The sequence below is a fragment of the Carnobacterium sp. 17-4 genome, assembly GCF_000195575.1.
Lineage (GTDB): Bacteria > Bacillota > Bacilli > Lactobacillales > Carnobacteriaceae > Carnobacterium_B.
Window position 1 is genome coordinate 381516 of sequence record NC_015391.1, and the last position, 26017, is coordinate 407532.

Sequence of the window (26017 nt, forward strand, 5' to 3'; positions counted from 1 at the left end):
AAAAAAGCGTAGACCAGAGATGAAACTCGATCTAACGCTTTTTTCTTTGCTCTTTTAATTTAAAAAAGCTAAAATGATAATAAGGTACATTGTGCCTTTACACAAAATTTACAATTACGCTATTTAATTTTTACAATAGTACGTTATTATTAGGAAGTATGTAATTTAGGTAAATGCCTAGGAGGTATAATATGAAATTAATAAATAGTCGATTTCTGTTGATCATTGCATTTGGATTTATTCTAACAGCATGTGGACCTGTAGTAGAAGAAGAATCGATTACTGCAGTTGGGTCATCTGCTTTGCAGCCACTTGTAGAAGCTGCTGGTGAACAATTCAGTTCTGAAAATGTTGGGAAATTTATTAATGTACAAGGCGGAGGTAGTGGAACTGGGTTAAGTCAAATTGCTGCTGATGCAGTAGAAATTGGGAATTCAGATATTTTTGCTGAAGAAAAAGAGGGCATTGATGCCTCTAAATTGGTTGATCATCGTGTGGCTGTTGTCGGAATCACACCAATTGTGACACCCGGAACTGGAGTTACTGATATTAGTATACAAGAACTGCAAGACATCTTTACTGGTAAAATTACTAACTGGTCAGAATTAGGCGGGAAGGATTTACCAATAACGGTTTTAAATCGTGCAGCTGGTAGCGGAACACGTGCTACATTTGAACAATGGGTCTTAGAAGAAGGTCAAAACAGTATTATTACACAAGAGCAAGAATCAAGTGGAACAGTACGTCAAATTGTTGCTAGTACGCCTGGAACAATCAGTTATGTAGCTTTCTCATATGTAAATGAAGATGTGGTCGCTTTATCAATAGATGGGGTAGAACCAACAGATGAAAATGTAAAAACAAATGAATGGCCGATTTGGTCTTATGAACACATGTATACGAATGGAGAACCAACTGGTTTAACAAAAGAATTTCTAGATTACATTTTATCGGACGAAATTCAAGCTACACTGATTGGAGCTTTAGGCTATATTCCAACTAGTGAAATGGAAGTTGAACGAGATGTTGAAGGAAATACAGTACCTATAGAATAGATCATTAAATAAAATGAATAATGAGATAGAAAAGATAGCATGAAGCTGAAGACGATTTTTCAATATGAAAAACCGACTTTCAGCTTGTTGTATTTGAGATAAGAGGAGGGCTTCTTTTGGAAGAGATTCAAGCAAGATTACTTGGAAACTCAAAAAAAGGCAGACTGGAAAAATTAGGAAAAACCGTTAGTTTTATTTGTATCGCTATTATCGTACTTGTAGTTGTGTCGATCTTGTATTTCGTTACGAGCAAAGGTCTTTCTACTTTCTTTACTGATGGAGTTTCTTTTTGGGGCTTTTTAACTGGTTCAATCTGGAATCCAGGAAATGTTAGTGAAGAAGGATTGCCTCTGGTAGGTGCACTTCCAATGATTACAGGGTCATTTTTAGTGACACTGCTATCGGCAGCACTAGCGACACCATTTGCAATCGGTGCGGCAATTTTCATGACTGAAATTTCACCATCTACTGGGAAAAGAGTTTTACAGCCGGTAGTTGAATTATTAGTAGGTATCCCATCTGTTGTTTACGGATTTATTGGGCTGACCGTCGTTGTTCCTTTTGTTCGTTCTATTTTTGGAGGAACGGGTTTTGGTATTTTGTCTGCTACTTTTGTGTTATTTGTTATGATTCTGCCAACCGTAACCAGCATGGCAGTGGACGCTTTAAATGCTGTACCAAGATATTACCGTGAAGCATCTCTTGCTATGGGTGCAACAAGATGGCAAACTATTTATAAAGTTGTTTTAAGAAGCGCAATGCCAGGATTGTTGACAGCTGTTGTTTTTGGAATGGCTCGTGCCTTTGGAGAAGCTCTTGCTGTTCAAATGGTTATTGGTAATGCTGCTTTGATGCCGACAAGTTTAGTGACTCCGGCGTCAACATTAACAAGTATTTTGACTATGAGCATGGGAAATACAGTAATGGGAACCTTAGAAAATAATGTTCTTTGGTCATTAGCCTTGATTCTAATGGTTATGGCACTATTCTTTAACATCTTAACTCGTTGGATTGGTAAGAAAGGGGCTATAAAATAATGAATGCAAAAAAATGGGATAAATTCGCAGTCGGTGTCTTATATGCTTTATCTATGTTCATCGTTCTTATTTTATTCAGCCTACTAGCCTTTATTTTATGGCGAGGTGTACCACAAATTTCATGGGAATTTTTAACTCAACCTGCAAGATCATTCCAAGTGGGCGGCGGGATAGGAATTCAATTATTCAATTCGTTTTACTTGTTACTTTTAACGATGGTGATTAGTGCACCCTTAGCGTTGGGTGCTGCCATTTATTTATCAGAATATGCAAAACAAAACTGGGTGACAGATATCATCAGGACAGCGATAGAAGTGCTGAGTTCCTTGCCTTCCATAGTTGTTGGGCTTTTTGGATTTTTGATCTTTGTTATTCAATTTGATTTTGGCTTTTCAATCCTTTCTGGTGCTCTTGCATTAACGATCTTTAACTTGCCATTGTTAACGCGAACGATAGAAGACTCACTGCAAGCCATACCCGGTGTTCAAAGAGAAGCTGGATTAGCTTTAGGTTTGTCTCGTTGGGAAACAGTCACTCGCATTATTTTACCTGCAGCGTTACCTGGTATTTTAACAGGAATGATCTTAGCTGCTGGACGTATTTTTGGTGAAGCAGCAGCATTGATTTACACTGCTGGACAAAGTGCACCGGCATTAGATTTTGCTAACTGGAATCCACAATCGATCACAAGTCCATTAAATATTATGAGACCAGCTGAAACACTGGCTGTTCATATATGGAAAATCAATAGTGAAGGTGTTATGCCCGATGGAGCACAAGTATCGGCAGGAGCTTCCGCTGTTCTAATCCTTGCAGTATTATTATTTAATTTAGTCGCTCGTTACCTAGGAAGAAAACTTCAAAAGAAAGCTACTTCTGCTTAGCAAAAGAAATGAATTGTGGAAGTATGGCTTCAGTTAGATAAGGAGGATTTAAGGAATGCCCAATCAAGCTAACTTAGAGACAAATGTTTTAAAAATGGCCCCCGGTGCGAAGATTGATTTGTCTACCGAAGATTTACATGTATGGTATGGAGATAATGAAGCAATCAAAGGTGTTTCGTTAGAATTTGAAGAAAATAAAATCACCTCTCTTATCGGACCAAGTGGATGTGGAAAATCAACTTACTTGCGTTCTTTAAACCGGATGAATGATGAAATCGAATCTGCTAGAGTAACAGGAAAAATCATGTACGAAGGCATTGATGTAAATGCTTCAAATATCGATGTATATGAAATGCGTAAAAATATTGGAATGGTATTTCAACGTCCTAACCCATTTAGTAAATCGATTTATGACAATATTGCCTTTGCTTTAAGACGACATGGAGTCAAAGATAAAAATACGTTAGATGAAGCAGTGGAAACCAGTTTAAAACAAGCCGCTTTATGGGATCAAGTGAAAGATCAATTAAATAAAAGTGCCTTGGCCTTATCTGGAGGACAACAACAACGTTTATGTATCGCAAGAGCAATTGCTCTTAAACCAAATATTTTATTATTAGATGAACCAGCAAGTGCATTGGATCCAATTTCTACTAGTCAAGTAGAAGAAACACTACTGCAATTGAAAGAAGATTATTCAATTATTATCGTTACTCACAATATGCAGCAAGCTTCAAGAATCAGTGATTATACAGCTTTCTTTTATGTTGGAAACGTGATTGAGTACGATGAAACGAGAAAAGTTTTTACTCGTCCAAAAATTCAAGCAACAGAAGATTATGTATCTGGTCATTTTGGGTAGGAGGAAAAAGAGTGAGTAATGAAAAATTTATTATTGAATCTAAAGATGTTCATTTATACTATGGAAATAACGAGGCGCTAAAGGGCGTTTCCTTAGACTTTAAGCCACGAGAAATTACTGCCTTAATTGGTCCAAGTGGTTGTGGGAAATCTACTTTTCTAAGAACCTTAAATCGGATGAATGATTTAATTCCGAATGTGACGATCACAGGTAATGTAACATTTGAAAATAAACAGATTTACAGTCCTAAAATGGATACTGTCGAACTAAGAAAAAAAGTAGGAATGGTATTTCAACAACCGAATCCTTTTCCTTTTTCAATCTATGAAAATGTTGCTTACGGTTTGAAAATCGCAGGGATGAAAGACAAAGCTAAGATAGATGCTATTGTAGAAGAAAGCCTGAAAAAAGCAGCAGTTTGGGAAGACGTTAAAGATAAATTGCATAAAAGTGCTCTTTCACTTTCAGGTGGACAACAGCAACGGGTTTGTATTGCACGAGTATTAGCAATTGAACCATCTGTGATTCTATTGGATGAGCCGACAAGTGCTCTAGATCCTATCTCAAGCGCAAAAATTGAAAACATGCTATTAGAACTAAAAAAAGATTATACCATGATAATTGTTACCCATAACATGCAACAAGCATCAAGAATATCTGATAATACAGCATTTTTCTTAAATGGACACTTGATTGAGCATGGGGAAACAAGACAAATTTTTACAAGTCCTAAAGAAAAAGAAACAGAAGACTATATTTCTGGACGTTTTGGGTAATTCGTTGCATAATTAAGAAAATGGTATAGGAGTGATGGAAAGTGAGACGAGTATTTGAAGAGGAACTAAATGATTTACACGTTCATTTTTTTGAAATGGGAAAAATGGTTAATGAAGCAATCTATAAATCAGTAAAAGCCTTTGTAAATCATGATAAAGAGCTTGCTCAAGAAGTGATTGTCGGAGACTTAGAAATTAACAGACACGAAGTTGAGTTAGAGAAACAATGTTTTGAAATGATTGCATTACAACAACCGGTTACAACAGACTTAAGAAAAATTGTAACGGTTATGAAAGCTTGTGCGGATCTTGAAAGAATGGGTGATCATGCGGTCAGTATTGCAAAATCTACTATTCGAGTAAAAGGAAATAAACGCATTTATGAAGTTGAAGCAGAGATTGCTGAAATGTCTGAAAAAGTCAAAGTGATGGTTCAAGGCGTTTTAGATGCATATGTAAATTTTGATGCAGAAAAAGCTGAAAAAGTAGCTTTAAGTGATCGATCAGTAGATAAAGATGCAAAAAGAATTCATCATGACTGTATTGAACACATGAAAGCTGATTCAGATATTGTATTAGGAGGAACAGACTATATGCTGGTTGCTGGATACCTAGAACGAATTGGGGATTATGTAACAAACATCTCTGAGTGGATCGTTTATTTGGATACTGGTAAAGTAGTTGAATTAAATACTCATAACAAAAGTACTCCTATAAACTAAATATAGAAAAAAACGGCTGGAATAATATTCTAGTCGTTTTTTTTTAGCACATAATGAGACGCGTAAAACCAAGCATCTTTTGCTTTATTTGGTTTTCTATGTTAGGATTATAAAAATTTACCAAAGGGAAGGAATGAAATGAGATGGGAATGCATCAATACATTAAAAGCTTGAGTGATTTAGAAAACATCTTTCGCTGTCCTGGAAAGTTTAAATACGAAGATCACTCTGTCGCAGCTCATTCGTTTAAAGTTACTCAAATTGCACAGTTTCTAGGAACTGTAGAAGAACAAGCAGGCAATGAAATCAATTGGAGAGCACTATATGAAAAAGCGCTCAATCATGACTATACAGAACTTTTCATAGGAGATATTAAAACGCCTGTTAAATATGCGACACCTGAATTAAGAGGAATGTTAGCAGATGTTGAAGATTCAATGACGGACAACTTCATAAAAAAAGAAATTCCAAAAGAATTCCAAGCTGCGTATTTTGAACGATTAAAAGAAGGAAAAGATGAAACTTTAGAAGGTCAAATTTTATCTGTTTCAGACAAAGTTGATCTACTTTATGAATCTTTTGGGGAAATTCAAAAGGGAAATCCGGAACGAGTTTTTACTGAAATTTATGAAGAATCTTTAAAAACAATTTTAGAATTCAGACATTTGACGAGCGCGCATTACTTTTTGAAAGAAGTGCTACCTGATTTATTAAGTGGGAATTTTACGAATCAAGATCAATTACAAAAAATAACGCAACGAATTGTTAATGACTCATTAAGTGACTAACAGGTGATTGATGATGAACAAACGTTCGCCAAAGATAATAAAATATGATAAACTAGTAAGATAAAGGTAGGATGCATGTAGCTATCCTATTTTTTGTGTTTTCGTTAAACTATTCTTATAAACTAAATTTGAAGCATTAAAAATAACTAAAAAGGAAGTAAGCAAATGGCACATGATAAAATTACTGTCAAAGGCGCGCGTTCACATAATCTGAAAAACATTGATGTAACGATACCAAGAGACAAACTAGTAGTTGTTACCGGATTATCAGGGTCAGGTAAGAGTTCTTTAGCTTTCGATACTTTATATGCTGAAGGACAAAGACGTTATGTTGAAAGTCTTTCAGCGTATGCTCGTCAATTTCTTGGTCAAATGGATAAACCAGATGTGGATAGTATAGATGGATTAAGTCCGGCTATCTCGATCGATCAAAAAACAACCAGTAAAAATCCACGTTCTACAGTAGGAACGGTAACGGAGATCAATGATTATTTAAGATTATTGTATGCTCGTATTGGTCATCCTATTTGTCCAAATGATGGTACGGAGATTTCTAGTCAGTCTGTTGAGCAAATGGTGGACCGTGTACTAGAATATCCTGAGGGAACAAGAATCCAATTACTAGCTCCTATTGTTGTTGGAAAAAGAGGTCAGCACAAGAAAGTTTTTGATAAAGTTAAAACTGAAGGCTACGTTCGTGTAAGAGTAAACAAAGAAATGTATGATATTACTGATGATATTGAGTTGGAAAAAAATAAAAAACACGATATTGAAATTGTTATTGACCGAATTGTAGTCAAAGAAGGCATCCGTTCGCGTTTATTTGATTCCTTCGAAGCAGCCTTACGCTTAGCAGAAGGGTATGCGATTGCGGATATTATGGGTCAAGAAGAAGTATTATTTAGCGAGCATTACGCATGTCCTTACTGTGGGTTTACTGTTGGTGAATTAGAACCTCGATTATTTTCATTTAATGCACCATTTGGTTCTTGTCCCGATTGTGATGGACTAGGCATTAAATTAGAGGTAGATGTTGATTTAGTTGTGCCAGATAAAAGCTTATCGTTGAAAGACGGAGCTATTTTGCCATGGAATCCGATTAGTTCAAATTATTATCCGCAAATGTTGGAACAAGCCTGTAAACATTTTAACATTGATATGACCATTCCATTTGAAGAATTGCCCGAAGAAGAACAAGATTTTGTTTTAAAAGGTTCAAAAGGAGAATTGTTCCATTTTCATTATAAAAATGATTTTGGCGGTGTACGTGATGTCGATATCCCATTTGAAGGTGTATTGACGAATATTGAAAGACGGTACCGTGAAACAAGCAGTGATTTTACAAGAGACCAAATGAGGTTGTACATGACGGAATTGGCTTGCCAATCTTGCGGTGGAAAACGATTAAATCCAGAAGCATTATCTGTAAAAGTTGCTGGAAAAGATATTGGGGAAGTTTGTGAATATCCGATTGAAAAATCGATGCAATTTTTCGAAGAATTATCTCTATCTGAGCATGATGTCATTATTGCAAAGCCTATCTTGAAAGAAGTAAACGATCGATTGAGTTTCTTGAAGAATGTTGGGTTGAATTATTTAACCCTAAGTCGAACTGCAGGTACTTTATCTGGGGGAGAAGCACAGCGTATTCGCCTGGCAACTCAGATTGGATCTAATTTGTCGGGTGTTTTATATATACTAGACGAGCCTTCAATAGGGCTGCATCAAAGAGATAACAATCGGCTTATTGAATCATTGCAAAAAATGCGTGATTTAGGAAACACACTGATTGTTGTTGAACATGATGAAGACACTATGAGAGCTGCCGATTATTTGATTGATATAGGTCCTGGTGCGGGTGAAAAAGGCGGAGAAATCATGGCCATCGGAACACCTGAAGAAGTCGCTAATAATAAGAATTCCTTAACAGGTGCTTACTTATCGGGGAAAAAATTCATACCTGTTCCTAAAGAGCGAAGGGCAGAAGATAAAGGTGTCATTCGTGTTAAAGGAGCAGCTGAGAACAACTTAAAAAATGTAAATGTTGATTTTCCACTAGGCCGTTTTGTAGCTGTTACGGGTGTTTCGGGTTCTGGTAAGAGTTCTTTAGTCAATTCTATTTTGAAAAAGACATTATCTCGTGATTTAAATCGTTCAAAACAAAAACCGGGGAAATACAAATCGTTAGAAGGTCATAAAGGATTAGAAAAAGTTATTGATATTGACCAAAGTCCAATAGGGCGTACACCTCGAAGCAACCCAGCAACGTATACAAGTGTATTTGATGATATGCGCGATTTATTTGCTCAAACAAATGAAGCTAAAATAAGAGGGTACAAAAAAGGGCGGTTTAGTTTCAATGTGAAAGGCGGACGTTGTGAAGCATGTAGAGGAGATGGGATTTTAAAAATCGAAATGCATTTCCTTCCTGATGTCTACGTACCGTGTGAAATTTGTCATGGGACACGTTACAATTCAGAAACATTAGAGGTCAGATACAAAGGGAAAAATATCTCTGAGGTGCTGAACATGACAATAGAAGAAGCGGTTGTCTTTTTTGAAAATGTTCCTAAAATTCGTAAAAAATTACAAACAATCATCGATGTTGGATTGGGATATGTAACTCTTGGGCAACCGGCTACTACACTATCAGGTGGGGAAGCGCAACGAATGAAGTTGGCTAGTGAACTGCGTAAAAGTTCAAATGGAGATAACTTCTATATCTTAGATGAGCCTACTACAGGATTGCATACAGATGATATTGCGCGACTATTAGTGGTACTAAATAGATTAGTTGAAGCTGGCAACACCGTTTTAGTCATTGAACATAATTTGGATGTGATTAAAACAGCGGACTATGTGATCGATTTAGGACCAGAAGGTGGAGCTGGCGGAGGTACGATTATCGCTACTGGAACCCCAGAGGAAGTTGCTAAGGTCAAGAAAAGCTTCACTGGACAATACTTGAATGAAATTTTGAAAAGAGATAAAAAACGCGAAAAAATGATTGAACAGTCAATTGGAAATTAAGAGTTGTTTAACAAAACGGTTTTGGAATTTAAAAGAAATTACTTCCGGAATGAACTACTCTACCAACATTAACAAATGCGCGTAAAATCAAATTGTACAAAAAGGACGAATTTAGCTGTGATCAATCAGCTGAATTCGTCCTTTTTAAAGTATTTCTTTTTTAAATTTAGTTGTTTCATGTTAAACTTAGCGTGAAAACTGACCTCCTGTTCAGACTATGTAACGATAGTAAAATCGTACTTAAGTCCTATGACAAATTTCCTTAGATGACGCATAATAATGGTAACAACAAAGACAGTATACAACTAACTTTTAACATTATCAGGCAAACACTACTAGAGGAATTAGAAAATTTTAAGGAGGAAATGACCATGAAACAAAGAGAAAGAATACTCGAACTAGTTAAACAAGGGATCATCTCTACTGAAGAAGCCTTAGTTTTACTAGAAAATGCAGCAAAAAAAGAAGGTAAAGAAGCAATTAAAAAAGAACAAGCTCATACGCAAGAGAAAACAGATACACCACCTAAACCTGAAACACCATTTTTTAATGAAGAAACAGAAACTGATTCAGAGTTCTTAAAATCAGAAGAAACTAGTCAAGATGAAGCGTTTTCTGCTGAAGAGCAAAAGGATCGTGAGCAGCTTGAAAAGATATTAGAAAGTTTATCTAATGAAGCATCGTCTTATTCTGCTGAATTAGATGAAAAGAATCTGGAAATTGCTACACTTAAAGCTAAACTTAAAATGGTAAAAGAAAAATTAATGGTACTTGAAACCAAAGAAGATTTAGATGAATTACATCCTGAAAAAGCTCCTGAAATGAATCAAATGAAAAATGAAATCACTGAATTAGAAGTTCAACTGAAAGATTTAGAAGAAGACAAAGGTGAATTAGAAAATCAATTGAGAACTGTAAAAAGAAAACAATGGGGTACTCAAAAGAAACAAATTTCAGAAAAATTTGAGATACCAGAAGATTGGAAAGAAACAGCCAATGAAACATTGAATCAAGTAACAGGAAAAGTAGTGGATACTGGAAATCAATTTGGTAAGTTCATGAAAGAAACGTTCTCCACAGTGATGGAAAATATGGACTGGAAAGACGTTAATGTTCGTGTACCAGGTTTAGCTTCAACAAAATTCACACATGAGTTTAATTATCCTGAAAGTACAGCATCTATTTTAGATGTAAAAGTTGCAAACGGAAATGTACTATTTAAAAACTGGGACAGCCAAGATATCAAAGTTGAAGCTGATGTTAAAATTTATGGTAAATTAGACACTGCAACACCATTAGAAGCATTTGAAAAACGTAGCACGGTGGAAGTGACTGATGAAAAAATGGTATTCCATGTTCCTAACAAACGGATACGTTGTGACTTAGTATTCTACCTTCCTGAAAGAGTATACGATCATACCGCAATCAATCTTTTGAATGGAAATGTGAAATTTGAAGATTTTGAAGGAAAAGATTTCTATGTTAAATGTACAAATGGCAATGTATTTTTCCAAAATCTAACGGCTACCATGTTAGAAACTGATGGTGTTAATGGTACCGTTACAGTATTAGATAGCACAGTAAGAGATCTGATGGTGAAAAGTGTTAATGGCGGAATCGTTGCACAGGGTAAAATTAAGAGTGGAAATCTTTCAACGGTTAATGGTACTGTAAAAGTTACATTAGAAGGTGAAGATTTAACACGTATGGCAGCTTCTTCTGTTAATGGAAGTGTAAAAGTTTCTTTTCCTAAACAGTATAGTATAGAAGGCGAAGCAAAAAGTAATTTAGGAACGATTCAAAATAGAGTTGGGAATCTTGAAACTATTAAGGAAAGAAAAGATCGTACAAGTCAACTTCTAGAGTTTAGAAGAATAGCGGATACGCAACTATTAGTGTTGAAATTAGAAACAACAACAGGTAATATTTTATTAAAAGAAGCAGATGAACTAGTTTGAAAAAATGTGAAAACTCAGAGAGGTGAATGAAAATGAAAAAATTGACTAAATCAAGAGACAATAAAATGGTGAGCGGTGTCTTAGCTGGTATCGCAGAATATTTCGGCTTTGATCCAACAATGCTCCGTATTATTTATGGAGCAGCTACTTTAATCGGAGTCGGTTCGCCGTTTATTCTGTACATCGTGCTAGCTATTGTGATTCCAGAAGCTCCTAGAACGAATAATTCAGAAAATACAGGTACGTATGGATTCAAACCAGGAAATAATCGACCAGAAAAAAAAGAACCACGTAAAGAAGCTGAGAAAGTTAAAGAGGAAGACTGGAGTGACTTTTAGTGAGATTCTGGCAAAAAATTGTTGTTAATGCCTTGATTTTCTTAGCCTTAGCTGGTTTTTTGCAAAATATGTTCTACGTGGAAAGCGTATGGGTAGCGTTAGGAGCAAGTCTTGTCTTGGCCATTTTGAATATGGCTATAAAGCCGATATTGTTTATCCTATCCTTACCTATTACTCTTTTAACTCTTGGACTATTCACTATCGTTATTAATGCAGCCATGTTGAGTTTGACCGCTGCAATTGTAGGTAGCGGATTTGAATTTTCATCATTTGGAGCAACGATGCTTGTTGCTATCTTGATGTCGCTAGTCAATATGTTATTAAATAGTCAAATAAGACAACCTAAGTGATTTGGCAATATGAGAAAAGGTGTATTAAGACCCGAGTTTTCTAAATTAGATGTCGGGTCTTTTTTTAATACATTTTACCAAAATAATCAGATAGTCATAGGAGCTGAGACGGTTGTTTCATTTCCTATGACTATTTTTTTGTTTTTAAAAGAAAATTAAACTTATAAAATGAGTAATGTTGAAGCTTTTATTTTTTTGAATAGGTTTTCTTTCTATTTCCTTTAAACAGAAGGATTAAAATGGTAAAATGAGAATCATGTAGGGGTTTTAAACTATTAAAAATGAAAGTAAAAAAAGATCTTTAAACAGAGGAGAAAAAATTATGACCAAAAGTGTAACTGTAAAACAATTAGTAGACTCTCTGAAGTTAGAAGTACATAACGGAGAGGAATTTCTTGATCGCAAAATTTTAACAGATGATATTTCACGACCTGGTCTTGAACTTACTGGTTATTTTAATTATTATCCTCAAGAACGGATACAATTATTCGGTAGAACGGAAATTTCTTTTTCTGAGCAAATGACTAGTGATGAACGGTTAATTGTGATGCGAAGAATGTGTCAGCCAGATACACCTGCATTTCTTATTTCAAGAGGACTAACTCCTCCGAAAGAGTTGGTACAAGCAACAACTGAAAAAAGCATTCCTTTACTCTTATCTCCACAATCAACTACGCGTTTATCTAGCAATGTAACGAATTTCTTAGAAGCTGAATTAGCTGAACGTATTGCTATGCATGGTGTGCTAGTAGATATTTATGGAATGGGTGTTATGATCACTGGAGATAGTGGAGTAGGTAAAAGTGAAACGGCTTTGGAATTAATTAAAAGAGGACACCGACTTGTAGCCGATGACCGCATTGAGTTGTATGTAATCGATGATAAAAAAATCGTAGGAGAGCCACCTGAAATTTTAAGTCATTTAATGGAGATTCGTGGAATAGGTATTATAGATGTCGTCAATCTATTTGGGGTTGGATCAATCCGTTTAAGTAAAGTGGTTAATTTAGTGGTTAATTTAGAACTTTGGGATAAAGAAAAAACGTATGATCGATTAGGTAGTGGAGATGAAAAACAACGTATTTTAAATGTTGATGTACCCAAAATTTCGATTCCAGTTAGAACGGGACGTAATTTGGCAATCATTATTGAAAGTGCAGCGATGAATACCAGAGCAAAAATCATGGGGTACAATGCTACTGAAACATTCGAACGCAATTTAGAAAAATTAATCAAAAAAAATTCAACTGAACAGTAAGATTGGAGATTAAAGTATGAGCAATCTGTTAGGAGCAATTAATCCAATTGCCTTTTCATTAGGACCTCTTGATGTATATTGGTACGGAATCATTATCGCTGCAGCTATATTTGTAGCAATTTTTTTAAGTACACGAGAGGCTGAAAAAAGAGGAATTGATGGAGAGCATATCGTGGATATGGCTCTTTGGGCGCTCCCGATAGCTTTCATTGGAGCACGTTTGTATTATGTAGTATTTGAATTAGACTATTATCTTCAAAATCCTGGTGAAATCATAGCAATTTGGAATGGTGGTATAGCGATTTATGGTGGCTTGATTGCGGGGGGATTAACTGTCTACTGGTACACAAAGAAACATGGGATTCCGCTTTGGTTAATGTTGGATATTTTAGCACCAAGCGTATTGCTAGCGCAAGCAATTGGACGTTGGGGCAATTTTATGAATCAAGAAGCTCATGGAGGAGAAGTAACAAAATCGTTTTTAGAAAATCTATTCTTGCCTGAATTTATTATTAATCAGATGGAAATTAACGGTCTGTACTACCAACCTACTTTTTTATATGAGTCTGTATGGAGTTTAGTTGGTTTTGTACTAATTGTTATCTTGCGAAATAAGAAACATTTATTTAGACAAGGTGAAGTGGCATTGAGTTATGTACTATGGTATTCTCTTGGACGTTTCTTTATTGAAGGTCTTAGGACAGATAGCTTATGGATTTTTGATTTTATTCGTGTGTCGCAAGCTTTATCTGTTGTTTTATTTATAGGAGCACTCAGCCTATGGATTTACAGAAGAAGAGATTACCCGCCTGTTCCGTATTATTTAGATGGAATGAACCAACCAGAAAAGAAACAGTCGAAATAAAGGAGCCTGAGTAAAATGTCAAAGAAAGTAGCCGTTTTAGGAGCTGGTTCTTGGGGAACTGCTTTAGCAATGGTATTAGAAGAAAATGGAAATGATGTTCGTATATGGAGTCATAAAGCAAAACAAGCAGATGAAATTAATCTTAAACACACCAATAAATTTTATTTGCCTGCAGTTGTTTTAGCTGACAGGATTAACGCAACTCATCATATTGAAGAAGCGATTAAAGATGCCGAAGTGATTGTTTTTGTGGTTCCAACAAAAGCTATTCGTGAAGTCGCTAAGAAAGTTGCACCATTTTTAACTAAGCCAACGGTCATTGTTCATGCAAGCAAAGGGCTAGAGCAAGAGAGTCACAAACGTATTTCAGAAATTTTAGAAGAAGAAATTCCCGAAAGCAAACGTCAAGCGGTTGTAGCTTTATCGGGTCCTAGTCACGCTGAAGAAGTTGCGCTTAAAGATTTAACGACAATAACAGCAGCCTCAAAAAATGACGAAGCTGCTAAAATCGTACAAGAATTATTTATGAACGATTACTTTAGAATTTATACTAACGATGATATTATCGGCGTTGAATTGGGTGCAGCTTTGAAAAATATTATTGCAGTAGGAGCCGGAGCACTTCAAGGATTAGGTTATGGCGATAATGCAAAGGCAGCTTTAATGACTAGAGGGTTAGCTGAAATAAGCCGCTTAGGTGTAGCCTTTGGTGCAGATCCAATCACTTTTCTTGGATTAAGTGGTGTAGGGGATTTAATTGTCACTTGTACAAGTATCCATTCTAGAAACTGGCGAGCTGGTCACATGTTAGGCAAAGGAAACAGCTTGAAAGAAGTTCTTGAAAGTATGGGAATGGTAGTAGAAGGAATTGCAACCACTAAAGCAGCATATGAATTAGCTCAGGAAAAAGGGATTGAGATGCCAATTACTGCAGCAATTTACGAAGTATTGTATAATGGAGCTAAAGTTGAAGATATTATTGTCTCATTGATGCAACGAGAAGGAAAATCAGAAGCATAAGGAAATAAATACCCATTATCTAAATCAATTGGAGGAATAAAAGACATGCAAAAAGTACGTAAAGCGATTATCCCCGCAGCAGGATTAGGAACACGATTTTTACCAGCAACAAAAGCTATGGCTAAAGAAATGTTACCAATTGTAGACAAACCAACGATTCAGTTTATTGTAGAAGAAGCAATTAACTCTGGGATTGAGGATATTTTAATTGTAACTGGGAAAAGCAAGCGACCTATTGAAGACCACTTTGACTCAAATCCAGAACTGGAAGCTAATCTAAAATCTAAAGGAAAAATGGAACTTTTAGAATTAGTCGAAGAAACAACTGGCTTAAATTTATTTTTTGTTCGCCAATCTTATCCAAAAGGTTTAGGCGATGCAGTTTTACAAGCCAAAGCATTTGTCGGAAATGAACCATTTGTTGTTATGCTTGGAGATGATTTAATGGAAGATGAAGTTCCGCTAACCAAACAACTGATTAACGGATACGACAAAACCCATGCATCAAATATTGCCGTAATGAAAGTGCCTCATGAGGAAACCTCAAAATATGGAATTATTGATGTGGAAGGACAAGTAGACGAAACAACTTATAATGTTCGTCGTTTTGTTGAAAAACCAAATCCAGAAGATGCACCAAGTGATTTAGCGATCATTGGACGTTACTTATTAACTCCTGAAATCTTTGATATTTTAGAAACACAAGAACCAGGTGCTGGAAATGAAATTCAACTAACGGATGCAATCGATACTCTAAATAAAACGCAACGTGTTTTTGCACATGAGTTTAAAGGAACCCGTTATGATGTTGGAGATAAATTTGGCTTCTTGAAAACAAGCATCCAATATGGCTTGAGACACCCAGAAATAAAAGATTCTTTAAATGAATACATTATTGAATTAGGCAAAAAATTAGAAGCTGAATAACAGATATTAAATAAAATACAAAGAGGTGAGCGAAAAATCGTTTACCTCTTTGTATTTTTCTGCCTTGAACAAGACCTATTAAAAATACCACCTATATGCTATACTGATTAGTAAATGTTACTTTAGAGGAGGATTGCATATGTCTGAAATTGAAAATCAAAAGGCGACGATTATAGAAGTTATTCCAACAAGTGAATTTTATTTTAAGCGTGGAATTGCTGCATTTCAAAAAAATGAAATGGATCGTGCAAAAAAATACTTCTCACGAGCAGTAACTTTATCAAAAAACGAAGAGGAAAGTATTTTTGCCTCTTGCCAATTAGCTATTTGTTATCAACATACTGGTGAATACGATGAATCAATCAAAATTTTAGATGAACTAATTAAAAACAGTGGCGATATTTTCGCAGAAGCCTACTATTTCCAAGCCAATAATTATGCTTTTTTAGAAGATTTAGAGCAGTCATTAATATTAGTGGAACAATACCTGACTCTAGACCCAGACGGTGACTTTGTTGACGAAGCATCTGAGTTGCAAGAAACACTAAAAATGGAATTAAATGAATTTTAATAGCAAATGCTTATTTACTTCTAATTTGTAAGCAAAAAAATAGCGATTATTTCCAAAAAGGTGTAAAGTAAGATTAAACGATTAAGGAAAATGAGGGGTTTTATAATGGAAACAGAAGAAAAAATTTATGATGTTGTTGTTATTGGAAGCGGCCCAGCAGGGATGACAGCTGCTTTATATGCTTCAAGATCAAATTTATCTACGCTGATGTTGGAACGCGGAGTACCCGGCGGACAAATGATCAATACAGCAGAAATTGAAAATTATCCTGGGTTTAATAGTATCGCAGGACCAGAGTTATCTGAAAAGATGTTTGAAGGTTCTAAGCAATTTGGAGTAGAGTATGCGTATGCTGATGTTAAAGAAATTCAACAAGGAACAGAATACAAAACAATTATTGCTGGAAAAAAAATCTTTAAAACACGCTCAATCATTATTGCAACTGGTGCAGAACACCGTAAATTAAGTGTTGGTGGCGAAAATGAATACAATGGCCGTGGTGTCTCTTACTGTGCCGTTTGTGATGGAGCTTTTTTCCGTAATAAAGAGTTAGTAGTTGTTGGCGGAGGAGACTCGGCTGTTGAAGAAGGAACTTATTTAACTCAATTTGCTAAAAAAGTTACAATCATTCACCGTCGTGATGAGCTAAGAGCTCAAAAAATCCTTCAAGATAGAGCTTTTAAGAATGAAAAAGTTGATTTCATTTGGGATTCTACCGTAGAAAATATTTATGGTGATGAAAACAAAGTAACAGGTGTCAAAGTTAGAAACGTTCATACAAGTGAAGTCACAGAATTTCCTGCAGATGGCGCATTTATTTATGTCGGTATCTTGCCAAACACAGATAAATTTAGAGACTTAGGTATTACGGATGAAGAAGGTTGGATTCCAACTAATGAAACAATGGAAACTTCACAACCTGGAATTTTTGCTATTGGAGATGTTCGTTTAACTCCTTTACGTCAAGTTGCAACAGCTGTTGGTGACGGTAGTTTAGCAGGTAATGCTGTCTTCCACTATGTTGAGAAACTAAAGGAAAGCTTAGAAGCAAAAGCGATTAGTTCAAAATAATAGCAAAGTAAAAATAATTTTAAAAAGTAACAAAAAAAGAAACAAGAGAAATCTTGTTTCTTTTTTTGTGGAAATAATCGTTACCCATATTGATTATTTTTTGCAATTAGAATGGTTAATGAACTATAAAAAGGTCAACCGATTATTTGAATTGAAAAGTGTGCTAGGATGAATAAGAAGTGGTATACTTACAAGGGAAGCGTTAACGAAAAAATTAAAAACTACTAATTATGTAAAGGGTGAATTGAAATGAGCTGGAGAGAGACTTATCAACTTTGGGAAAATTTTAATGATTTAGAAACTGAATTAAAAGAAGAATTAAAATCTTTAAAAGATGATTCGGATACATTAGAAGATGCATTTTATGCTCCTCTAGAATTTGGAACGGCAGGCATGCGCGGAATCATTGGTGCAGGTGTTAATCGTATGAATGCTTACACAGTAAGACAAGCAACAGAAGGGCTAGCTCTTTTTATGGACAGCCTTGGAAATGAAACGCAAAAACGTGGAGTCGCAATCGCTTATGATTCAAGACATAAGTCTCCAGAATTTGCTATGGAAGCTGCAAGAACACTTGGAGCACATGGAATTCCAGCTTTTGTTTTTGAAAGTCTTCGTCCAACACCAGAATTATCTTTTGCTGTTCGTCATTTAAATGCATTTGCAGGAATCATGATTACTGCAAGTCACAACCCAGCTGAATATAATGGGTACAAAGTGTACGGAGAAGATGGTGGCCAAATGCCGCCTAAAGAAGCAGATGCTTTAACAGCCTATGTTCGCAGTGTCGAAAATATTCTTGAAATTGAAGCATTATCACAAGAAGACCTTGAATCACAAGGACTACTTACGATTATTGGAGAAGATGTAGATAGCGAATACTTAAAAAATGTGGAAAAAGTTACGGTTAATTCAGAGTTAGTGAAGGAAATGAGCAAAGAGATGAAATTAGTCTATACGCCACTTCATGGAACTGGAAAAATGTTAGGCGAAAGAGCTTTGAAAAATGCCGGATTTGAATCTATTTACCTTGTTCCAGAACAAGCTGAAGCAGATCCTGATTTCCCGACTGTTAAATCTCCTAATCCTGAGGAACCTGGCGCATTTGAATATGCAGTCAATTTAGGTCAAGAAATTGATGCTGATGTATTAGTGGCAACAGATCCAGATGCTGACCGATTGGGAATAGCTGTTAAGACTGCAGAAGGCCATTATGAAGTGTTAACAGGAAATCAAATTGCAAGTTTGATGCTACACTATTTATTAACTGCACAAAAAGAAGCAGGCACATTACCAACTAACGGAGTGGTTCTTAAGTCGATTGTTTCTAGTGAATTGCCTACGCAAATCGCAGATAGTTTTAATGTCAAAATGGTGGACGTTTTAACAGGGTTTAAATTTATTGCTGAAAAAATCAAGCAATATGAAACTGATGGCAGTCAAACTTTCTTGTTCGGTTTTGAAGAAAGCTATGGTTACCTGGTGTCACCATTTGTACGTGACAAAGATGCCATTCAAGCTCTTGTGCTGATTGCAGAAGTAGCTGCTTATTATAAACAAAAAGGCGATACATTATACGATGGATTGAAACAAATTTTCCATAACTATGGTCACTTTAAAGAAAAAACAATTTCCATCAGCATGCAAGGCATTACCGGAGCTGAAAAAATTAAAGCGTTAATGGTGAAATTCCGTGAAGAGTCACCAAAAGAATTTGCTGGAATTGAAGTTGAATGCGTAGAAGATTTTTCAATCTCCAAACGTACGCTTCATGATGGGACAATTGAAGATATTGATATGCCTACAGCTGATGTCTTGAAATACAAATTAGTCGACAACAGTTGGATTGCTATCCGTCCTTCAGGAACAGAACCAAAAATCAAATTCTACATTGGTGCATGTGATGATTCAGGCGTAGAGATTGAAAATAAAGTTATTCGTCTTGAAGAAAGCATCAATTCAATTGTGAAGGAATAAAAAATAACGGAAAAACAACGCAAAGTAACTAAATTTATACTGACCCTTAAATGTTAGACCAAAAATCTAGCGTTTGGAGGTCAGTTTTTTTATGTAATCTAGAATACAAAAATGTCGTACCTTTGGCAAATTGACTAAGGATTGATTAAGTTTCAAGGAAAAGCTTGAGATAACTATACACGACACACCCGGCATGCTATAATGAGTTAAGTGAAGTCCAAAGAACCAAAAGAAAGAGGCGAATAAGATGGTAGATAGTCTACAATTAGTCATTCTTACTGGAATGAGTGGAGCAGGTAAAACAGTGGCAATGCAGAGTTTTGAGGATATGGGTTATTTTTGTGTGGACAATATGCCGCCAAGCTTACTGCCGAAATTTTGGGAATTAGTTAAAGAATCTGGTAAATTAACAAAAATTGCTTTAGTGATTGATTTACGTTCGAGAGCCTTCTTTGAAGAAATCGTAACAGCTTTGGAATCTATGGATAATACCTCTTTTGTGACCACAAAAATAGTCTATTTAGATGCAAGTGATGAAGAATTGGTTTCTCGTTATAAAGAAACACGACGCACACATCCTTTAGCAATGAATGGACGTCTTATTGTAGGAATAAAAAAAGAAAGAGAATTATTAGAAGACATAAAAGGGCGAGCACAAATTGTGATTGATACAACGAAATTGACGCCACGACAATTAAGAGAAAAAATCAATAGTAATTTTAAAACTGTTGATACTGAGTTATTTAGAATTGAAATGGTATCATTTGGATTCAAATATGGCTTACCAATTGATGCAGATGTAGTGATGGATGTCCGCTTTTTACCTAATCCTCATTATATTGATAGTTTAAGACCATTAACAGGTCAAGATAAACCTGTTTATGACTATGTAATGAAACAACCAGAAACAGAAATATTTTATCGTAAATTTACAGATTTATTAGAGTATATTTTGCCGGGATACAAAAAAGAAGGTAAAAACAATGTTACTATCGCAATTGGCTGTACGGGTGGAAAACACCGTTCAGTAGCCTTAGTTGAACGGATTGCTCAGAAAATTGAAATCGATGGGTACCCTGTCCATGTAACTCATCGCGATAAAGGAAAGGTTAAAGAATCGGTGAATCGTTCATGATACAAGAAAGAAAGAAAAATAGACCTAAAATTGTGGTCATTGGCGGAGGTACTGGATTACCTGTAATTTTGAATGGTTTAAAATCAAAAGAAGCAGATGTAACAGCCATTGTAACTGTTGCTGATGATGGAGGAAGTAGCGGAACGTTAAGGAACTATGCCAATATCGTTCCGCCAGGAGATATTCGTAATGTGTTGATCTCTCTTTCCAATATTCCTCCTGTTCAAAAAGAAATTTTTCAGTATCGATTTGATACAAATGATAACTTTTTAGCAGGACACTCAATTGGGAACCTGGTCATTGCGGCTATGTCTGAAATGAGAGGAAGTATTTTTGAAGCCATTCAATTATTGTCTAAAATGATGTTAGTAGAGGGACACGTTTACCCAGCAGCAGAAGAACCTTTAACGTTGCATGCTATTTTTGAAGATGGGTCTAAAATTTCAGGCGAATCAAAAATTGCCAAAGAAAGAAAAAAAATAGAACGTGTATATGTAACAACAGTAGAAGATGATCATAAAGCTAAAGCTTCTAGAAAAGTCATTGCAGCTATTCATGATGCAGATATGGTTGTTTTAGGACCAGGAAGCTTATTCACGAGTATTTTACCCAATCTAATGATTGATGATTTAGGGGAAGCGGTTAAAGAGACTGAAGCAAAAGTTGTTTACATTTGCAATATCATGACTCAGCTTGGCGAAACCGAAAATTTTACGGATGCTGATCACATATGTGTGTTGCATCAACACTTAGGAAAAAAATTCATTGATACGGTTTTGGTTAATATCGGTGAAGTTCCGGAAAACTATATGGATACCGAACGCTATAATGAGTACTTAGTACAAGTAGCCCATGATTTTAAAGGATTAGCTGAGGAAGTTCCTTCTATTATATCGGATGATTTCCTTGAATTAAGAGACCAAGGAGTCTTTCATAATGGAACAAAAGTTGTGGATGAATTATTTAAAATAGCTTTTGATAATAGACGATTAGAAAAAAGAAATAATTACTAAATAAAGGAATAAATAATAGAAAGGGGGTTACTCCATGTCTTATGCCTCAGAAGTAAAAAAAGAATTGACTCAATTAGAAGTTCATAGGGAGCACGCTAAAGCTGAGTTAGCTGCGTTAATTCGCATGAATGGAACGGTTGGCTTAGTTGATAAAAAATTTATTTTAAACGTACAAACTGAAAATGCAGCTATTGCAAGAAGAATCTATGTGTTGTTGAAAGATCATTTTGATGTTGAAAGTGAATTGTTGGTTCGGCGGAAAATGAAATTAAAGAAAAACAATGTGTATATTGTACGGTTAAAACACGGAACGAAAGAGGTTCTCTCAGATTTATCTATTATGGAGGGAATGTCTTTTCATAGCCATGTTTCAGACGAAGTAATGATGAATACTCAAAAAGTAAAATCGTATTTACGAGGCTCTTTTTTAGCAGGAGGATCCGTGAATAATCCAGAAACAAGTCGTTATCATCTTGAAATTCATTCGAGTTATGAGGAACATAATGATGATATTTGTCAAATGATGAATCAATTCGATATGAACGCTCGTACATTAGAAAGACGAAATGGGTATATTACTTATTTGAAAGAAGCAGAAAAAATTGCGGATTTTTTAGCTTTAATTGGCGCAACAAGTGGAATGCTTAAGTTTGAAGATGTACGAATCATCAGAGATATGAGGAATTCAGTAAATCGTTTAGTCAATTGTGAAAATGCCAATCTAAATAAGACGATTGATGCGGCAAGTAAACAAATTGAAAGCATTAAATTTATTGATGAGATGATTGGATTAGATAAAATTCCCACAAAACTAAGAGAAATCGCACTTGTGCGTTTAGAATATCCAGAAGTAACGCTAAAAGAATTAGGAGAAATGATTCCTAGCGGGACAATTAGTAAATCCGGAATCAATCATCGTTTGCGCAAGCTGAATGAGATGGCAGAAAACTTAAGAACTAAGGAACATACAAGATCCGTTGTAGGCAATTAAAAAAATATATGTATAAAGACATGAAAGAAATTTATCGTTTCGGAGAGAAATGTAGACTTGGTCAGTCTATAAATTCTGCTTGTTTTTTCATTATAACTGGGCTACACTGTAATAGTTGGTATTTTGGCGATTGTCAAAATAGGATAGCTTCTTAAACAAGTTCGTTTGAGTATAGCAGTCCCCTTAGTGTAATGGATATCACGCAAGATTCCGATTCTTGAAATGGGGGTTCGATTCCCTCAGGGGGCATTTAAGCGTGCCTAACGATGTTGGTATAACAATACTTTGAAATGTGTGTCGTACAATTACCACATACTATTGAAGTGAATACATGTAAAATTCAGACCCGAATTTCGTGGGAATACTTGCGATTTTTGGATCTTTTTTTCTATCTCATTTGTTCTGCAATATCTCTTGTAATTTTCATTGGTTGGACTTATTTTACAAATGGCTGTATAATTCCAACTGTTAAAAAATCATTATTGAACGGATATATATATAGTTTGTGTATATACAATTTGGGTGAAGGTATGAGCTAATAGCCCGTTATGGAAGGATCGATTATTGAAAATGAAAGAAAATTTTTGGCAAGATTTGCCACGTCCGTTTTTTGTATTGGCACCGATGGAAGATGTAACGGATGTTGTGTTTCGTCATGTAGTGAGTGCAGCAGGTAAACCAGATGTGTTTTTTACAGAGTTTACAAATACCGTTAGTTATTGCCATCCAGAAGGGCGCGATAGTGTACGTGGTCGTTTAACCTTTACTGAAGATGAACAACCGATGGTAGCTCATATATGGGGAGACGAACCAGAACACTTCCGCCAAATGAGCATTGGTATGGCAGAACAAGGTTTTAAAGGAATCGATATTAATATGGGCTGCCCGGTACCAAATGTAGCAGGTAAAGGAAAAGGTAGTGGTCTTATTCGTCGTGCTACTGTTGCTGCAGATTTAATCCAAGCAGCAAAAACAGGAGGACTACCGGTAAGTGTCAAGACCCGATTGGGTTATACAAATATCGATGAATGGCGTGATTGGTTGACACACGTTTTTGAACAAGATATTGCTAATCTTTCTATCCATTTACGGACAAGAAAAGAAATGAGTAAGGGCAATGCGCACTGGGAAATGATTTCAGAAATAAAAAAATTGCGTGATGAAATTGCACCTCAGACACTTTTGACGATTAATGGAGACATTCCAGATCGCGAAACAGGTTTGAAACTTGTTGAAGAATATGGTGTGGACGGCGTTATGATTGGGCGTGGTGTTTTTCATAACCCTTATGCATTTGAAAAAGAACCAAAAGAGCACAGCAGCCAAGAATTGCTGAATTTATTTAGATTGCACTTAGATCTTTTTGATAAATATACCGTTGATGAACCCCGTGCATTCAGACCACTTCGTCGTTTTTTTAAAATCTATGTTCGTGGTATTCGTGGAGCGAGTGATTTAAGAGTGCAGTTGATGGAAACAGAAACAACGAATCAAGCCCGTGCATTACTTGATGAATTTGAAGAAAAGAATAAGGATATTTTAGGGGAATAAAAAGAGTATCGCTCTATTAAGATTAATTTTTTTATGGTGGATAAAAGATGAAGTAGATAATAACCTTTTAGAAGCTTATGATTTTTTGAATAAAATATTTATGTTATAATTATTTTATTGAAAATGATTGAATTGTATTAAAGTTTTTAAGGTTGTTTTTGTGATTAGAGTATAAATTCTAATCACTTTTTTTTCAAAGTTAGCAAACGAAAAAAATTGACCTTTTTTGACCAATGGAGTAAAATATACTTAGTAACTCATAGTGTGAATCGTTTAATTGCACTATAAAAGAAACGAATAATTGAGGAGGAAACAAATTATGAATTTAGTCCCTACAGTAATCGAACAGTCATCAAGAGGTGAACGTGCCTATGACATTTACTCACGTCTTTTAAAAGACCGTATTATCATGTTAAGTGGTCCAGTAGACGATGATCTAGCAAATGCTGTAATCGCTCAGCTATTATTTTTAGATGCACAAGATTCTGAAAAAGATATTTATATTTATATTAATTCTCCAGGTGGTAGTGTAACTGCTGGTTTAGCGATTTTTGATACAATGAACTTTATTAAAGCAGATGTACAAACTATAGCAATGGGAATGGCTGCTTCAATGGGTAGTTTCTTATTGACAGCTGGTACAAAAGGAAAACGTTACGCATTACCGAATGCTGAAATTATGATTCACCAACCATCAGGCGGATCTCAAGGGCAAGCTACTGAAATTGAAATTGCTGCTCGTCACATTCTTAATACACGTGAACGCTTGAATAAAATTTTATCAGATCGCACAGGACAACCGATTGAAGTAATCAAACGCGATACAGATCGTGATAACTATATGTCTGCAGAAGATGCAAAAGCTTATGGTTTGATTGATGAAATCATGGAAAACAGCTCAGCTTTAAGCTAAATAGTGTAGACTCGTTTAGATAAGTAATATAAGTGAAGAGTAAAGAAAAAAGAGATTAGAGCAACGCTTCAGTCTCTTTTTTTTTGCTCTATTAGTCAGTGAAATGATTATAAGTTGAATCCATTTAATTGATCCAATATTATCTGTATAATAGAATTAACAAGTGAAAAAGGGAGGATATTTGATGGATATCAGTAACATAAAGGCAGACAAAGTAAATACCGCTTATGGAATTAAAATTGGAAGTGATGACGCTCCAGTTAAAGTGATTGAATTTATTAATTTAAAATGCCCTTATTGCAAAATGTGGTATGAAGATTCAAAAGATGTATTAACCGAATATGTTTTTGCTGGGAAAGTACAGCGAATCATTAAGCATTTTGATAAAGAAAAACCGAGTTTAAAAAAAGGGAATATTGTGCACCGTTATTTAGATTATTCAAATCCTGAAAAAGCGCTTGAAGACATCGATTTCTTTTTTGCTCACCAAGATGAGTGGGGAAATTTAGAATCGTTTGATGATATAGCTGCTTATGTAGTTGAGAAAAGAAAATTAACCTTACAATCAAATGAATTGGCAGCTCAAGAAATTATCCAAGAGGCGAACCAAGCAAATGTTGTATTTGTACCAACCGTGTTTATTGGTGAAGAAATTTTTGATGAGCATATTACGCAACAAGAACTCAAAAACTTGATTGAAGCGCGCATTTAAAAAATAGCTTGTGAAAAAGACATATCTTCTACACAATTTTAATGGAAAACTTATAAACATAATAGTTGAAAGATTAATAGATAACTGGTACAATTAACGTTGTGAGAGATGGTAATAGCACTTTTTTAGTGCTACTGTTGAATGATAAGAAAACATGTACAGGAAACTGAAAGTTTGATTTTCATTTTGATTCTCTTGTTTTTTTAAGTAGCA

At 35.3% G+C, this 26017-nt stretch carries 24 protein-coding genes and 1 tRNA gene; all 25 read left to right on the forward strand.

Annotated elements, in window-relative coordinates:
• The first annotated feature begins 191 nt into the window (after positions 1–191).
• The 25 genes from CAR_RS01900 to CAR_RS02020 all read left to right on the forward strand — a co-directional run bounded on the left by CAR_RS01900 (position 192) and on the right by CAR_RS02020 (position 25804).
• The gene (locus tag CAR_RS01900) at positions 192–1055 is read left to right on the forward strand and encodes a phosphate ABC transporter substrate-binding protein PstS family protein (RefSeq protein WP_013710038.1); all 864 of its coding nucleotides are present in this window, start codon (positions 192–194) and stop codon (positions 1053–1055) included.
• A gap of 116 nt (positions 1056–1171) precedes the next feature.
• Positions 1172–2092, forward strand: coding sequence for a phosphate ABC transporter permease subunit PstC (gene pstC, locus CAR_RS01905; protein WP_013710039.1), 921 nt, complete (start codon positions 1172–1174; stop codon positions 2090–2092).
• Positions 2092–2976 (forward strand): phosphate ABC transporter permease PstA, encoded by an 885-nt coding sequence (gene pstA, locus CAR_RS01910; RefSeq protein ID WP_013710040.1) that lies wholly within the window; start codon positions 2092–2094, stop codon positions 2974–2976. The genes pstC and pstA overlap by 1 nt, the downstream gene beginning before the upstream one ends.
• A gap of 55 nt (positions 2977–3031) precedes the next feature.
• Complete coding sequence (gene pstB / locus CAR_RS01915) at positions 3032–3838, forward strand: phosphate ABC transporter ATP-binding protein PstB (RefSeq protein ID WP_013710041.1); 807 nt, start codon at positions 3032–3034, stop codon at positions 3836–3838.
• An 11-nt stretch (positions 3839–3849) separates the two neighbouring features.
• Complete coding sequence (gene pstB / locus CAR_RS01920) at positions 3850–4614, forward strand: phosphate ABC transporter ATP-binding protein PstB (protein ID WP_013710042.1); 765 nt, start codon at positions 3850–3852, stop codon at positions 4612–4614.
• 41 nt (positions 4615–4655) lie between these two features.
• On the forward strand, positions 4656–5336 hold the full coding sequence (gene phoU / locus CAR_RS01925; protein ID WP_013710043.1) for a phosphate signaling complex protein PhoU: 681 nt from the start codon (positions 4656–4658) through the stop codon (positions 5334–5336).
• 143 nt (positions 5337–5479) lie between these two features.
• Positions 5480–6124, forward strand: a complete 645-nt coding sequence (locus CAR_RS01930) for an HD domain-containing protein (RefSeq protein ID WP_013710044.1) — start codon at positions 5480–5482, stop codon at positions 6122–6124.
• 165 nt (positions 6125–6289) lie between these two features.
• The gene (gene uvrA, locus CAR_RS01935) at positions 6290–9154 is read left to right on the forward strand and encodes an excinuclease ABC subunit UvrA (protein ID WP_013710045.1); all 2865 of its coding nucleotides are present in this window, start codon (positions 6290–6292) and stop codon (positions 9152–9154) included.
• A gap of 371 nt (positions 9155–9525) precedes the next feature.
• On the forward strand, positions 9526–11112 hold the full coding sequence (gene liaX / locus CAR_RS01940) for a daptomycin-sensing surface protein LiaX (RefSeq protein WP_041556081.1): 1587 nt from the start codon (positions 9526–9528) through the stop codon (positions 11110–11112).
• Between the two features lie 32 nt (positions 11113–11144).
• The gene (locus CAR_RS01945; protein WP_041556082.1) at positions 11145–11450 is read left to right on the forward strand and encodes a PspC domain-containing protein; all 306 of its coding nucleotides are present in this window, start codon (positions 11145–11147) and stop codon (positions 11448–11450) included.
• On the forward strand, positions 11450–11800 hold the full coding sequence (locus CAR_RS01950) for a phage holin family protein (protein WP_013710048.1): 351 nt from the start codon (positions 11450–11452) through the stop codon (positions 11798–11800). Before CAR_RS01945 ends, CAR_RS01950 begins: the two co-directional genes overlap by 1 nt.
• Before the next feature lie 322 nt (positions 11801–12122).
• Positions 12123–13058: an HPr(Ser) kinase/phosphatase gene (gene hprK, locus CAR_RS01955; protein WP_013710049.1), complete on the forward strand. Its 936-nt coding sequence runs from the start codon at positions 12123–12125 to the stop codon at positions 13056–13058.
• A 16-nt stretch (positions 13059–13074) separates the two neighbouring features.
• Positions 13075–13923, forward strand: coding sequence for a prolipoprotein diacylglyceryl transferase (gene lgt / locus CAR_RS01960; RefSeq protein ID WP_013710050.1), 849 nt, complete (start codon positions 13075–13077; stop codon positions 13921–13923).
• 15 nt (positions 13924–13938) lie between these two features.
• A complete protein-coding gene (locus CAR_RS01965; protein WP_013710051.1) occupies positions 13939–14943 on the forward strand; it encodes an NAD(P)H-dependent glycerol-3-phosphate dehydrogenase in 1005 nt (334 codons plus the stop codon).
• A 45-nt stretch (positions 14944–14988) separates the two neighbouring features.
• Entirely contained in the window at positions 14989–15870 is an 882-nt protein-coding gene (gene galU, locus CAR_RS01970; protein WP_013710052.1) for a UTP--glucose-1-phosphate uridylyltransferase GalU, read from the forward strand.
• Between the two features lie 139 nt (positions 15871–16009).
• Complete coding sequence (locus tag CAR_RS01975; protein WP_013710053.1) at positions 16010–16441, forward strand: tetratricopeptide repeat protein; 432 nt, start codon at positions 16010–16012, stop codon at positions 16439–16441.
• Positions 16442–16546: 105 nt separating this feature from the next.
• Positions 16547–17512: a thioredoxin-disulfide reductase gene (trxB, locus tag CAR_RS01980; RefSeq protein ID WP_013710054.1), complete on the forward strand. Its 966-nt coding sequence runs from the start codon at positions 16547–16549 to the stop codon at positions 17510–17512.
• A gap of 249 nt (positions 17513–17761) precedes the next feature.
• Positions 17762–19489 carry a phospho-sugar mutase gene (locus CAR_RS01985; RefSeq protein ID WP_013710055.1) on the forward strand — a complete coding sequence of 576 codons (1728 nt, stop codon included), beginning with the start codon at positions 17762–17764 and terminating at the stop codon, positions 19487–19489.
• A 247-nt stretch (positions 19490–19736) separates the two neighbouring features.
• Positions 19737–20624: an RNase adapter RapZ gene (gene rapZ, locus CAR_RS01990; protein WP_013710056.1), complete on the forward strand. Its 888-nt coding sequence runs from the start codon at positions 19737–19739 to the stop codon at positions 20622–20624.
• Entirely contained in the window at positions 20621–21637 is a 1017-nt protein-coding gene (locus CAR_RS01995; protein WP_013710057.1) for a gluconeogenesis factor YvcK family protein, read from the forward strand. Before rapZ ends, CAR_RS01995 begins: the two co-directional genes overlap by 4 nt.
• Before the next feature lie 34 nt (positions 21638–21671).
• Positions 21672–22628 (forward strand): DNA-binding protein WhiA, encoded by a 957-nt coding sequence (gene whiA, locus CAR_RS02000; RefSeq protein ID WP_013710058.1) that lies wholly within the window; start codon positions 21672–21674, stop codon positions 22626–22628.
• 177 nt (positions 22629–22805) lie between these two features.
• A tRNA-Arg gene (locus CAR_RS02005) sits at positions 22806–22877 on the forward strand.
• 321 nt (positions 22878–23198) lie between these two features.
• Positions 23199–24179: a tRNA dihydrouridine synthase gene (locus CAR_RS02010; protein WP_013710059.1), complete on the forward strand. Its 981-nt coding sequence runs from the start codon at positions 23199–23201 to the stop codon at positions 24177–24179.
• Between the two features lie 319 nt (positions 24180–24498).
• Entirely contained in the window at positions 24499–25092 is a 594-nt protein-coding gene (gene clpP, locus CAR_RS02015; protein WP_013710060.1) for an ATP-dependent Clp endopeptidase proteolytic subunit ClpP, read from the forward strand.
• Between the two features lie 184 nt (positions 25093–25276).
• Positions 25277–25804, forward strand: coding sequence for a thioredoxin domain-containing protein (locus CAR_RS02020; RefSeq protein WP_041556083.1), 528 nt, complete (start codon positions 25277–25279; stop codon positions 25802–25804).
• Positions 25805–26017 lie beyond the last annotated feature (213 nt).

What these genes read in the sequence shown, in the direction of transcription:
- CAR_RS01985 (WP_013710055.1), top strand. Translation starts at nt 17,762, where the DNA reads ATGAGCTGGAGAGAGACTTATCAACTTTGGGAAAATTTTAATGATTTA.
- CAR_RS01930 (WP_013710044.1), top strand. Translation starts at nt 5,480, where the DNA reads ATGGGAATGCATCAATACATTAAAAGCTTGAGTGATTTAGAAAACATC.
- lgt (WP_013710050.1), top strand. Translation starts at nt 13,075, where the DNA reads ATGAGCAATCTGTTAGGAGCAATTAATCCAATTGCCTTTTCATTAGGA.
- whiA (WP_013710058.1), top strand. Translation starts at nt 21,672, where the DNA reads ATGTCTTATGCCTCAGAAGTAAAAAAAGAATTGACTCAATTAGAAGTT.
- hprK (WP_013710049.1), top strand. Translation starts at nt 12,123, where the DNA reads ATGACCAAAAGTGTAACTGTAAAACAATTAGTAGACTCTCTGAAGTTA.
- trxB (WP_013710054.1), top strand. Translation starts at nt 16,547, where the DNA reads ATGGAAACAGAAGAAAAAATTTATGATGTTGTTGTTATTGGAAGCGGC.
- uvrA (WP_013710045.1), top strand. Translation starts at nt 6,290, where the DNA reads ATGGCACATGATAAAATTACTGTCAAAGGCGCGCGTTCACATAATCTG.
- CAR_RS01945 (WP_041556082.1), top strand. Translation starts at nt 11,145, where the DNA reads ATGAAAAAATTGACTAAATCAAGAGACAATAAAATGGTGAGCGGTGTC.
- clpP (WP_013710060.1), top strand. Translation starts at nt 24,499, where the DNA reads ATGAATTTAGTCCCTACAGTAATCGAACAGTCATCAAGAGGTGAACGT.
- CAR_RS02020 (WP_041556083.1), top strand. Translation starts at nt 25,277, where the DNA reads ATGGATATCAGTAACATAAAGGCAGACAAAGTAAATACCGCTTATGGA.
- liaX (WP_041556081.1), top strand. Translation starts at nt 9,526, where the DNA reads ATGAAACAAAGAGAAAGAATACTCGAACTAGTTAAACAAGGGATCATC.
- CAR_RS01900 (WP_013710038.1), top strand. Translation starts at nt 192, where the DNA reads ATGAAATTAATAAATAGTCGATTTCTGTTGATCATTGCATTTGGATTT.
- CAR_RS01995 (WP_013710057.1), top strand. Translation starts at nt 20,621, where the DNA reads ATGATACAAGAAAGAAAGAAAAATAGACCTAAAATTGTGGTCATTGGC.
- rapZ (WP_013710056.1), top strand. Translation starts at nt 19,737, where the DNA reads ATGGTAGATAGTCTACAATTAGTCATTCTTACTGGAATGAGTGGAGCA.
- CAR_RS02010 (WP_013710059.1), top strand. Translation starts at nt 23,199, where the DNA reads ATGAAAGAAAATTTTTGGCAAGATTTGCCACGTCCGTTTTTTGTATTG.
- galU (WP_013710052.1), top strand. Translation starts at nt 14,989, where the DNA reads ATGCAAAAAGTACGTAAAGCGATTATCCCCGCAGCAGGATTAGGAACA.
- pstB (WP_013710041.1), top strand. Translation starts at nt 3,032, where the DNA reads ATGCCCAATCAAGCTAACTTAGAGACAAATGTTTTAAAAATGGCCCCC.
- CAR_RS01975 (WP_013710053.1), top strand. Translation starts at nt 16,010, where the DNA reads ATGTCTGAAATTGAAAATCAAAAGGCGACGATTATAGAAGTTATTCCA.
- CAR_RS01965 (WP_013710051.1), top strand. Translation starts at nt 13,939, where the DNA reads ATGTCAAAGAAAGTAGCCGTTTTAGGAGCTGGTTCTTGGGGAACTGCT.
- pstA (WP_013710040.1), top strand. Translation starts at nt 2,092, where the DNA reads ATGAATGCAAAAAAATGGGATAAATTCGCAGTCGGTGTCTTATATGCT.